Annotated in this window: 11 protein-coding genes; 7 read left to right on the plus strand and 4 right to left on the minus strand. The window is 36.3% G+C overall.

From position 1 onward, the window contains the following. Positions 1–26: 26 nt before the first annotated feature. The gene (locus tag P164_RS15475) at positions 27–2,273 is read right to left on the minus strand and encodes an inorganic phosphate transporter (protein WP_028377239.1); all 2,247 of its coding nucleotides are present in this window, start codon (positions 2,271–2,273) and stop codon (positions 27–29) included. A 276-nt stretch (positions 2,274–2,549) separates the two neighbouring features. On the opposite strand from P164_RS15475, the gene P164_RS15480 reads away from it, so the two are divergent. Beyond that, positions 2,550–2,912: a toxin-antitoxin system YwqK family antitoxin gene (locus P164_RS15480; protein WP_035899905.1), complete on the plus strand. Its 363-nt coding sequence runs from the start codon at positions 2,550–2,552 to the stop codon at positions 2,910–2,912. A 98-nt stretch (positions 2,913–3,010) separates the two neighbouring features. Here P164_RS15480 and P164_RS15485 read toward each other — a convergent pair whose 3' ends face one another. Continuing rightward, a complete protein-coding gene (locus P164_RS15485) occupies positions 3,011–3,304 on the minus strand; it encodes a TIGR03643 family protein (RefSeq protein ID WP_028377241.1) in 294 nt (97 codons plus the stop codon). 224 nt (positions 3,305–3,528) lie between these two features. Here P164_RS15485 and P164_RS15490 point away from each other — a divergent pair, with 224 nt between their 5' ends. The 5 genes from P164_RS15490 (at position 3,529) to P164_RS15510 (ending at position 8,050) form a co-directional block, all read left to right on the plus strand. Beyond that, the gene (locus P164_RS15490; protein WP_051621376.1) at positions 3,529–4,140 is read left to right on the plus strand and encodes a hypothetical protein; all 612 of its coding nucleotides are present in this window, start codon (positions 3,529–3,531) and stop codon (positions 4,138–4,140) included. A 187-nt stretch (positions 4,141–4,327) separates the two neighbouring features. Further along, positions 4,328–4,771, plus strand: a complete 444-nt coding sequence (locus P164_RS15495; RefSeq protein ID WP_125411789.1) for a hypothetical protein — start codon at positions 4,328–4,330, stop codon at positions 4,769–4,771. Between the two features lie 72 nt (positions 4,772–4,843). Further along, positions 4,844–5,443, plus strand: coding sequence for a hypothetical protein (locus P164_RS15500; protein ID WP_125411790.1), 600 nt, complete (start codon positions 4,844–4,846; stop codon positions 5,441–5,443). 10 nt (positions 5,444–5,453) lie between these two features. Continuing rightward, positions 5,454–5,954, plus strand: a complete 501-nt coding sequence (locus P164_RS15505; protein ID WP_035899908.1) for a nuclear transport factor 2 family protein — start codon at positions 5,454–5,456, stop codon at positions 5,952–5,954. A gap of 32 nt (positions 5,955–5,986) precedes the next feature. After that, positions 5,987–8,050, plus strand: a complete 2,064-nt coding sequence (locus P164_RS15510) for a M13 family metallopeptidase (RefSeq protein WP_028377245.1) — start codon at positions 5,987–5,989, stop codon at positions 8,048–8,050. 52 nt (positions 8,051–8,102) lie between these two features. On the opposite strand, the gene P164_RS15515 is transcribed toward P164_RS15510, so the two are convergent. Continuing rightward, positions 8,103–8,744, minus strand: a complete 642-nt coding sequence (locus tag P164_RS15515) for a hypothetical protein (RefSeq protein WP_028377246.1) — start codon at positions 8,742–8,744, stop codon at positions 8,103–8,105. 100 nt (positions 8,745–8,844) lie between these two features. Between P164_RS15515 and P164_RS15520 the strand changes: the two genes are divergently transcribed. Then, positions 8,845–10,170, plus strand: a complete 1,326-nt coding sequence (locus tag P164_RS15520) for an aspartate kinase (RefSeq protein ID WP_028377247.1) — start codon at positions 8,845–8,847, stop codon at positions 10,168–10,170. A gap of 82 nt (positions 10,171–10,252) precedes the next feature. Here the strand turns inward: P164_RS15520 and P164_RS15525 are convergent, their stop codons facing one another. Further along, the gene (locus P164_RS15525; protein ID WP_028377248.1) at positions 10,253–11,053 is read right to left on the minus strand and encodes an SDR family oxidoreductase; all 801 of its coding nucleotides are present in this window, start codon (positions 11,051–11,053) and stop codon (positions 10,253–10,255) included. Positions 11,054–11,065 lie beyond the last annotated feature (12 nt).

Raw genomic sequence — 11,065 nt, forward strand, 5'->3', positions numbered from 1 at the left:
TTCGGCTTTTTTATGAAGTAAATAAATTACTTCATGAGCTTCTTGTGTTCTATATAATAGTGCTCTAAGATATTCATGGTAGCTACAATAAGATCTTGAGTTTCCTGAAGTAAGCTAAAATAAAGCATCGTATTTTTAGGGCTAGAATCGCTGTTTCTAGTACGTTCTACCTGCTTTTCAATCTTGCTTGAAACGCTATCTAAAAGATCTTGTTTTTCTTCTAAAATAGGTACAATGGCATCAAAGTTTTTAGCTTTAAAGGTATCTTCAATTTTACTGAAAAGTGTATCAAGTTTTTCTTCGATTTCCTTTAAATCTTTAAGCTGTGTAAACTTTAAGCCTTTATGATTGTTGTTAAGGTGATTGTAGCTAGAGGTAACTACAAAGTCTATAGATTGGGTTACATCTTGTAAATAACCTAAAACGTCTATGTAAAAACGACTGGCCTGTACATGAGATTCATCGAGATTTTTTATAAAATAATAAAGGCTGTTACGTAGTTCCTCAACTTCAGCATTTAATTTTGTAATACCTTTTTTACTTTTTCGCAGCTTACCGAGATCTACTTTAGCAAGCCCTTCAATCGCACCTACATACACTTTACTTCCTCTTTTGAATGCTGAAGCTACGTTTGTAGTACTTTCATTAATAATACCCTGTATAGAGCTGCTAACGGCACGCATTAGACGTCCTTCTTCAGCTTCAGCTTCAGAACGTTTTTTATGATTCATGTAGTTACGCACTAATATTGCGATGGCAATTGCAAAAAGTAAAAAGAGCGCAACACTTCCACCCTCATAAAGAATAAAGGCCATAATTGCAGCTGCGGTAAATGCACTGATTGCAGTCATAAACCAGCCTCCTATAACATTAAGAACACCGGCCACACGATACACTGCGCTATCACTACCCCAGGCACGATCTGCTAATGAGCTACCCATAGCCACCATAAAGGTTACATAAGTAGTAGATAAGGGTAATTTTAATGATGTTGCAACAGAGATAAGAACACTGGCGATCATCAGGTTTACTGCGGCCCGTACAAGATCAAAAGCAGGCATGTCTATCGCTGCAACACGTATAGATGACTTAGGCTTAGAAAACCGAACTTCTATGTAATCTTTTATATTTTGAGGTAGAATTGCATTGAATCCTACATTTAATTTCATTGCTCCACGTACTAAAGCACGAGAAACCATATTTGATTTAAAACGCTCCTGGCCTTCATCCTGACGCGATAAATCTACAGAAGTTTTTACCACTCTTCGTGCTTTCTTAGAAAACCAGAGTGTAAGTATCATGACCAGACCGGCAAATAATAAGAGTAACGGTTGAGTAGGTACTTTTTCTGCAAGTGACTCCATTGTAAAAGAGCTTGCAGGTTCGCCACTCGCCATCCATATTTCGTATGAATTGTAGGCAGCCATAGGTACGCCTATAAAGTTTACCAGGTCATTACCGGCAAATGCCATTGCCAGAGCAAAAGTACCTACTATAATTACCAGTACGTAAACATTAAGTTTAACGAGTTTAATGAGAATGTAACTTAGTATGAAGTAAACGACAAAACTTAATCCTATAAACGGCCATACATTAGCATTTGCCCAATCTAGAAAAGCTCCCTGAACAAAATCTGCACTTTTTAGACCTTTAATAATGATAAAGTAACTTATAGAGGCTATTGCTATTCCACTAAATGCGGCAGCATTCCATATAGGACGTTTTTTGAAATCAAATGTAAGTAAGAGTCGTGTAAAAAACTGGACGAGGGCACCTACTGTAAATGCGATGACGACCGAGAGGAGAATTCCGGTTATAATTTCTATAGCCTTGTCTGAATTTATGTATTCTCCCAGATGTAAGAGCGTGTCTGAGCTTCCGGCCAGTTTTATAAAAGTCATACAGAATGCAGCTCCCAGTAATTCAAATACAATAGAAACCGTTGTAGAGGTAGGTAATCCTAAAGTATTAAAAAAGTCAAGAAGAAGAATATCGGTAAGCATCACGGCCATAAAAATGATCATGATTTCGTCAAAGTAAAACTTTTCGGGTACAAAAATTCCTTTACGGGCAACTTCCATCATTCCGCTTGAAGATAGCGCACCAAAAGCGATACCCACACTGGCAACAATGATTATAGTTTTAAAGGAGACTGCTTTAGATCCTATAGCAGAATTTAAAAAGTTGACAGCGTCATTACTCACTCCCACAACAAGATCTGCAATAGCTAAAATAGCTAGAGCAATAAGCATAATCAGGTAAATATTATCCATATTAAGATGAATCAGTTCAGCCTGCAAATTTGATACTTATTTTTAGGCTGTATGTTACGATAAAGTTATAAGTAGTGCATGTTGAGGTCTATAATTTAGTTAAAAAACACAATTAAACTCCCGTGTTACCTAAGTTTATGATAAAAAAACCAGTTTAAAATATTGATATACAGTTAATTAAACTTTAAATGTTAATTTAATGTTACCTAAACATTGCTATATGTTTAAATTATTCATAGATTTGTAAAGTAAAGTTTAACCCAAATACTGTTTATTATGAAAAAGTTACTAGTTGTTATTGCCTTAATGGGTGTTGTAAGTTTTGCATCTGCACAAGAGAAGCAAAAGAATGTTTACGAGAAAGACGGTAATTTGATTAAAGCAACTTTGTTTCATAACAACGGAGAAATTAGTCAGAAGGGTTATTACACAGAAGATGGTAAGTTAACTGGTGAGTGGGTGAGCTATGATGAAAATGGCTCTAAAACAGCTGTTGCAAATTATGACAACGGAGAGAAAACAGGTAAATGGTTTTTCTGGAATGAAAACACATTACGTGAAGTTGATTACAGCGGGTCAAAAATTACAGCAGTAAATACATGGAAACTTTCAGGTGATCGTGTAGTAAGTAACGAATAAAACTAAATTCTTTAGTTAGAACAAATCGTTCTTTAAAAAAAATTAGAAAGCCGTTAATCGCGAGATTAACGGCTTTTCTTTTACACAGTAGCAATATATTATCGCTTACTTATTTTGTTATGGGTAATTTGTTTCTGTCTGGTACTTTTAAAGGTGCCTTTCTCAAAACTACGTTTAGCCGCATGTTTCGTAGCTCTCCCCTGTACCCGCTCGCGCCACATTTTAAAACTAGATGGTTTCATCTGGCGACGCATCAATTCGATTACCTCCTGCTCTTTTAAACAAAATTGAAATTCGATTGCATCAAAAGTTGTACGATCTTCCCAGGCCATTTCAATAATTCGGTCTATCTCACGATCGCTAAACTTCTCTGAATAGTTAGTAGTACTCATTAATAATTCTTTTTAACAATTAGTTTTTAAACAAAGATATTCAATAGGTTTTATTTAAATTTTAAAATTGCGTTAACCTTAATTTTTAGGGGGTTAAGTTTATTTGAAATCAAAAAGTCTCTTAAAGATTTAGCTAAAGTTTAAGTAATTTTTATATTATCAAAACGTTTAGTTCTGAGTATCTCTTTTAATTTTACTTTTATATACATTTAAAAAAAAACATTATGAAATATATAAGTTTAACCGCCACCGGTTTATTAGTGACTTTAGCCTTTATAGGTTGTAAAAATGATGCAGATAAAGAAGCGCAGGTAAATGAAGCAACAGAAGAAGTGCAAAATGTAAAAGACAGCGCCGTAACAGAAAAAGAGCGTTATGCAGATGCAGGAGTAGATGATCTGGGGTCTATAGAAAAGCCTGCTATGCCAGACGATTACTCAATTAACTGGGATCAGGTAGATGTAGATCCTAAATTAAAAGCAGACGTCGATGGATGGAAAAATCTAAAAACTTTTTCTAACAGCGTTAAGGCACTAGATTTGAAAGAAGTTCCGCAAGCGGAAATTAAAGATTACATCACACAATTAGAAGAAGAAGCATCTAATCTTGAGACTACAATACCTAAATCATTACTTACTGAAGAAGTACAGGAAGATTTAAAAGATATCAAGGAAGAAGTAGCAGATTTAAAAGCTGTAATTGCTAAATCAGGTACAGATAAAAATAAAATTGAAAATCAAGTAGAGGAGTTGATGGAAGCTTATGCAGATTTAAATGAGGAGCTTAAAGAAACAGTTTCTAAAAACGGTAAAACTATTCTTGACGATAATCAATAAGGTTATTGATTTATCTCAATGAAAAAAACGCCTGCTCTACAGCAGGCGTTTTTTTTAACAGTGTTTTAATAAAAGATACTTGTTTTTAGAATTTTACAGCTAATTATTAGGAATACTTTATTAATATAAAATTCTTAAGAATAGTGCATTATCTTAATTTTACACCTTGAAATAACATGATTTTTTAATGAAAAACAAATTGTTCATAGTATTACTAATTTTTGCCTCGATAGTATCGTGTAAAAACTCGGGTACAGAAAGGTCTCAAAATTTGGTGTTAAAAGCTAATGTTGAACAATTAGAACCCAATGCTAAAGAAGCGGTTAAAAAGTGGGATGGATATTTAGCATTAGAAAAAACAATAATTCTAATTTCTAATACAAATGCATTGAATGCCGTAGATATGCGCAATAAGCTCGCCGAAAATTGCGACTCAATGATAAAAAATATCCCTGACGATTTAGAGCTACCTGAAATTAAGAATCAAGTTGAGAAAGTTAAAAAAGAAGTGAATGAATTTTATGCCGAAGTAAATCGCGATGAGATTCGAGAGCGTGTAGTAGAAGATCATTTAAAAACAATTTATCAAGCTTTTGATACGCTCAATAAAGAAATCAATCACATTATGTGATCATATTATACCAGTTAATAAGCTCCTTTTTAAGGGGCTTTTTTTATGGAAAGCTTTGCGTATTTTTGGGCTATGAGATTTACAATTTTAGCCTTTCTTCTACTCACTGTGCTTTTTGCTTCCTGCAACAAAAAACAAGAAGTTGCAGTAGACCCTCGTTTAGCCACAGACACTTTATCAATCAAGATGCAGCCTCAAATAAAACAGGAGATCTTTTTAACCACTACGGCTCAAGAAGAGATAGAATCGTGGAAAGAATTTAAATTTCTTACAGAACATGTTAATGCTCTAGACACGATAACACTGTATTATTTACGTAAACAGGGAAGTGAGTGGATTAAAAACGCCGCAAATGCGCAGAAGGAGGTAAGTGATAGTATTGTTAACCCGGCAATTCAATCCCGACTTAATGTTCTTTTTTCTAAAACCAATACACTCGTTCAGGAAGCATCTAAAGTTAAAATAGACACAGCACTTGTAAATAAAGAAGCCACAGAATTCTTTAATGCTTTTCAAAATCTAAAGCTTCAAATAAATTTAAAGTATCAGGAGTCTATTGAAGAGTTATTAGAAAAATATGAGATCAAAGCAGATTCCTTATCTGTTTCTCGAGATTCAATAAGAAAAGCAGCAACACTTTCTAAATTAACACCAGCGCAGGGGCTAAAATAAAACACGAATTATGCGACTAAAGTTTCTTTTTATTTTCACCTTATTAGCAGGGTCTTTAGTTGCTCAGCAACGAGATACTTCAGAAATGGCTATTAATTCGCAGTTAGAAAACTGGCATAAGGCAGCTGCAGACGCAAACTTTGATGCCTATTTTGCGCTTATGACTCGCGATGCTGTTTTTATAGGTACCGATGCAGAAGAAAATTGGCAGTTAGATCAATTCAAAACATTTGCTAAACCATATTTTGAGGCGGGCAAAGCCTGGAGTTTTACAACATTAGAACGCACAATATACCATCCCAAAAAATCAAAAATAGCCTGGTTTGACGAGCTGTTAGATACCCAAATGGGAATCTGCAGAGGATCTGGAGTCATGCGTTTTGAAGATAATAATTGGAAAGTGCAACACTATGTACTCTCTATAGCTGTGCCTAATGAAAATGTTTCAGAAGTTACAGCACTTAAAAAAGAACACGACAGCTTGCTTATTACAAAGCTGCGTGCTAATTAATTTATAATAAACCCTAATTTCAAAAATGATTTATGAATAAAATCGTTCGAATGATAATCCCGGTTTCGGTTGGGATTTTAAGTTTAACGGCCTGTAAAGAGGAAGTTAAAAAGCAGGAGATAGCCGAGGTTAAAATACCAGCGCTCGACCTTGCAAATATGGATACACTCGTAAAACCTCAAGATAATTTTTACGATTTTGTAAATGGTAATTGGATGCGTAACACCGAGATTCCTGAAGAAGAATCTACCTGGGGAGGTTTTAGTGTATTACGTAAAAAAACCCGTGAAGATGTACTTACAATTATTGCAGATGCGCAAAAAGAAGGCAAGTATGGGCCAGAAACAGATCAGGCAAAAGCACTTGCTTTATACGAAGGTCAGTTAGATACGGTTGCTCGTAACGAAGCCGGTTTAAAGCCGCTTCAGCCTGCATTAGAAAGTATTGCTGCTATCACTTCTGTTTTAGACATACAGAAAGTGAGTCAGGAACGTAACGGTACGGTTTCACCATTTGTAAACTTCAGCGTGTTTTCAGACTTTTCAAACAGTAAGATGAACGCGGGCTATATCGCTCCGGGAAGATTAGGTTTGCCAGACCGTGACTATTACGTAGAGCAGGATGCAAAATCAAAAGAAATACGTGAGCAATACAAAGCATATATTAGCTGGGTATTGCAATATGCGGGAGATGATGAGGCTACTTCAAAAACCGAAGCAGACCGTATCTTAGCATTAGAAACTCAACTTGCAGAACCGCGTTTAGATAAGGTTGCACGCAGAGATGCGCGTAATATGAATAACCCACGTAGCGTCGCAGAACTTCAAAAGATGACTTCAGCAATAAACTGGAAAGCATATTTTGAAAATCAGGGTCTGTCTAAAGAAGTTGATACGGTTATTGTATTGCAAACACAATACATGAAGTCACTTCAAAATGTATTGACAAAAACACCATTAGACGATCTTAAATTACTAATGCGATGGGCAACACTTAACTCATGGTCAGATGCGCTAACTACAGAGTTAGAATATGCAAACTGGGAGTTTTACAGCAAAACTTTAAACGGTACACCTAAGCAAAAACCGGCAGACGAGCGCGCTCTAGAGACCGTAGACAATACACTGGGAGAAGCTTTAGGTAAATTGTATGTTGATAAAGTGTTTCCGCCAGAGGCGAAAGCTAAAGCAGAAGCGATGATAGACAATATCAAAGAAGCCTTTAGAGATCGTATCAACAACCTGGAGTGGATGACCGATTCTACAAAACTTCAGGCGATAGACAAACTGAATAAATTTACTGTAAAAATAGGTTACCCTGATAAGTGGGAAGACTATTCTAAACTCGAAATAACTGCAGATAAAACTTTCTTTGAAAACTTACTTGCAGCAGGATCCTGGGCAGAAGATAAAAACAATGCAGACTATAAAGAGCCTGTAGATAAAACAAGATGGGGTATGTCTCCACAAACGGTAAATGCATATTTTAATCCTTCATTTAACGAGATTGTATTTCCTGCAGCCATATTACAACCCCCTTTCTATAATTATCAGGCAGATGAAGCGGTGAATTATGGTGGTATAGGAGCGGTTATAGGTCACGAGATTTCTCACGCTTTTGACGACAGTGGTTCGCGTTTTGATGGTGATGGTAACTTAAAAAACTGGTGGACCGATGAAGATTTAAGTGCATTTTCAGAACGTAGTGGTGCTCTTGCAGAGCAGTATAGCGCTATAGAAGTTGCAGACAGCTTATTTATAAACGGAAAATTTACCTTGGGCGAAAACATAGGGGATTTAGGAGGCGTACTAGCGGCCTATACCGGTTTACAGAAATTCTATGAGAAGAATGAGAAACCTCAACCTATAGATGGTTACACAGCAGAACAGCGTTTCTTTATCAGCTGGGCAACTATCTGGCGTACAAAGATGCGTGATGATGCTTTAAGAACACGTATTAAAACAGATCCTCACTCTCCGGGAATGTACCGAGCTTACGTACCACTTCAAAATATTGATGCATTCTACGAGGCATTTAATATTAAAGAAGGAGATGCGATGTTTTTACCTGTTGAAAAGCGGGTACGTATCTGGTAATTAAAATCTTTTTAAAAAGTTAATAACCCGGAAGCAAAGCTTCCGGGTTTTTTTATCCCTTTATTTCATTAACCAATGCAAAAGCCTGGTTCACATATTCCTTTTCTAGGAACAGTGTAAAATAATTTGAAGTAGAAATAGCTTCAAAAATAGGAATCCCCTCATAGGCCAGAAGCTTAAAGATATAGAAGTATAAGCCTACGGTCTTAGAGTTGTTAACGGGTAAAGCAATAGATAACGAAGAAAGATCGTGTTTAACCATAACACAGGTTTCTTTTTCAAAACAACGTTCTACAAGTTGCGTAAGATCGTTAGACACAAGAATATTACTCTCGTGAAAGGTGCTTGAGTAGGTGAGATAGGCTTTAGGTATGGTTTTAGTTTGCTCCATCAAGTTTGACTGACTTTCTAAAATGGTATTTGAATTTAGAAATGTAAAGTCTGTAATACCACTACGCACCACGATATCGCCCAGATCGCGCATCACACGCTCATCTAATCGTTTTTGGGGATAATATCTGCGTAAGGCCATTACAATAGAACCTACGTTTACAGATTTGCCCAACTCTTTTTCTATTCTAGGCTGAAAATCTTCAGCAAGGGCACTGTAATTAATAATCTTTCGCATCAGCGCATCTTCAGTATATGGCTGATGTTTGATAAGTTTCTCTACAACAGATGTGATTGTCTTCAATGTTATATATTTAACAATTTGTACAAATTTATATAAAATTGTTGAATTTTTTTCAGTCTTCTTTTTTTCGACTTAACTATGCATCACTAAATTAATGAAGATGAATGTTTTAAAATTTGGAGGAACTTCTGTAGGAAGTGCTCAAAATATTAGAAAAGTAGTAGAAATACTAGCGGTTACTGAAAGTCCAAAAATTGTAGTGTTATCTGCAATGTCTGGTGTGACTAATTTATTAGTAAGCCTTAATCAGGCGAGTATAGATAAAAAGGCAGACGAGATTACCGCTGTACTTGAGCAGTTACGTGCAAAACATAACGAGGCTATAGATAGTTTATTTACCGTTGCTAATCAACCCGATGCGAGAGCTCAAATCGAAGGTTTTATAAGTGAGATAGAATCTATTGCAAGAGGTGGCCGTACACTTACCACATATGCTGAGTTGGTGACATTTGGGGAAACGATGTTAACATCACTGTTTTCAAGATTTTTAACGCAGGAAAATGTACATAACGTATTGCTGGATGCCAGTTCCTTTATGAATGTAGGCTCTGTTGAAAATCCGAATATAGAAAACGTTTCTGACGCATTGTTACCGCAACTCACTCAAAATCCATCACAGGTATACATCACTCAAGGTTTTGTATGTCGTGATGAACGCGGTTCACTGGCAACACTTAAACGAGGAGGTAGCGACTTTAGCGCAACAATTATTGCTGCTGCTGTTGCTGCAGACGGGGTACAAATCTGGACAGACATTGATGGGTTACACAATAATGACCCGCGTTATGTAGAAGGTACAAACCCAATAGAGCATTTGACCTATAATGAGGCTGCGGAGTTGGCTTACTTTGGCGCGAAAATTTTACATCCACAAACGGTAGCTCCTGTAATAGACAGAGATATCCCGGTATGGTTAAAAAATACATTCGAACCTTCTGCTCCCGGAACAAAAATTTCTAATGAATATCACAACCGTGGTTTAAAAGCGATTTCAGCTAAAGATGGTATCACGGCAATAAAAATTAAATCAAATCGTATGCTTGGTGCTCACGGTTTTTTACGTACCATTTTTGAGGTATTTGACCGTCACGAGACTTCTATTGATATGGTTACCACTTCTGAAGTAGCTATCTCATTAACAATAGATGATACCAGTCACTTAAAAGGTATCATAACAGAACTATCTGTTATTGCAGAAGTAACGGTAGAAGAAGATCACAGTATCATCTGTATTGTAGGAGAGAATCTTATAGCAGACCAGGAATCGTATAAAGCTTTCGGGATTTTAAATTCTATTCCAGTACGTATGATTGCCTATGGTGGTAGTAATAATAATATCTCTCTACTCGTGCCTACACGTGAAAAAATTAATGCGCTACAGTATTTAAATGCACAACTGTTTCAACTTCAAGAAACAGTAGCCTAAACTTTGTTAGTTAGTGTTAGCCTGTCTTCTGACCAACCAGAAGACTAACATGAAAAACCCGGGATGTGCTTGCCGGGTTTTTTTATAGGCTTTTTTTAAATGTGTACCCTATAAGCGGTTGTAGGTTTGCCGAATCTACTTGCTTAAATAGCGTCGCGTCTTCTACTTCATATTGAGGCGGCTCAAGACCCAGTTTTTTTGCCTGTTGCGTATAATAAACCTCTTTTGTAGGATGCTCTGGGTTTACAGCATTAAGTATATGACCAAAGGCATTTTTATAAATAACACCTAGAATTATTCCTATACAGTCTTGACGATGTATCATATTTACAGGGGCTTGACCGTTTGTTAAACCTGTTCTGCCGGCAAGATATTTCACAGGATTTCTACTACCACCGTAAAGTCCGCCAAAACGAATAATCATACTTTGTATTGCAGGAGATTTAAAGAATAGCTGTTCTACTTCTACAAGCTGTTTTCCTTTAGAATCTTCGGGTTTTGGGATGTCTGCTTCAGTCACTTTACCTTGCGAGTCATCATAAACGCCTGTACTACTTACTAAAATCACTTTTTTAATTTGCGATTTTTCTATTGCGTCTAGAAATTGCGCCATTCGCAAAGCGTGATTGTGCCCTGTATTTCGGCGTAATCCAGGAGGTATTAGAACGATAAGAATTTCAGTATCTTTTAAAAACGAATTTATTTCGCCACGTATTTCGTCTTCAGCAATCTCAACCTGATAGACATCAAGACCATAAGTTTTTAGTTCCTCTTGTTTAGATTTTGATGTTACAGAACCTTTTACCGTGTGGCCTAAATCCCGTAATTGAGAAGCCAGAGGCAACCCTAACCAACCTAAACCAGCAATAGCAATCGTACTCATATAATTTTTCTT

Source organism: Leeuwenhoekiella sp. MAR_2009_132 (genome assembly GCF_000687915.1).
Lineage (GTDB): Bacteria > Bacteroidota > Bacteroidia > Flavobacteriales > Flavobacteriaceae > Leeuwenhoekiella.

Excerpts from the sequence above, each read along its gene's own strand:
- P164_RS15475 (WP_028377239.1), bottom strand. The coding sequence starts at position 2,273 with ATGGATAATATTTACCTGATTATGCTTATTGCTCTAGCTATTTTAGCT.
- P164_RS15480 (WP_035899905.1), top strand. The coding sequence starts at position 2,550 with ATGAAAAAGTTACTAGTTGTTATTGCCTTAATGGGTGTTGTAAGTTTT.
- P164_RS15485 (WP_028377241.1), bottom strand. The coding sequence starts at position 3,304 with ATGAGTACTACTAACTATTCAGAGAAGTTTAGCGATCGTGAGATAGAC.
- P164_RS15490 (WP_051621376.1), top strand. The coding sequence starts at position 3,529 with ATGAAATATATAAGTTTAACCGCCACCGGTTTATTAGTGACTTTAGCC.
- P164_RS15495 (WP_125411789.1), top strand. The coding sequence starts at position 4,328 with ATGAAAAACAAATTGTTCATAGTATTACTAATTTTTGCCTCGATAGTA.
- P164_RS15500 (WP_125411790.1), top strand. The coding sequence starts at position 4,844 with ATGAGATTTACAATTTTAGCCTTTCTTCTACTCACTGTGCTTTTTGCT.
- P164_RS15505 (WP_035899908.1), top strand. The coding sequence starts at position 5,454 with ATGCGACTAAAGTTTCTTTTTATTTTCACCTTATTAGCAGGGTCTTTA.
- P164_RS15510 (WP_028377245.1), top strand. The coding sequence starts at position 5,987 with ATGAATAAAATCGTTCGAATGATAATCCCGGTTTCGGTTGGGATTTTA.
- P164_RS15520 (WP_028377247.1), top strand. The coding sequence starts at position 8,845 with ATGAATGTTTTAAAATTTGGAGGAACTTCTGTAGGAAGTGCTCAAAAT.
- P164_RS15525 (WP_028377248.1), bottom strand. The coding sequence starts at position 11,053 with ATGAGTACGATTGCTATTGCTGGTTTAGGTTGGTTAGGGTTGCCTCTG.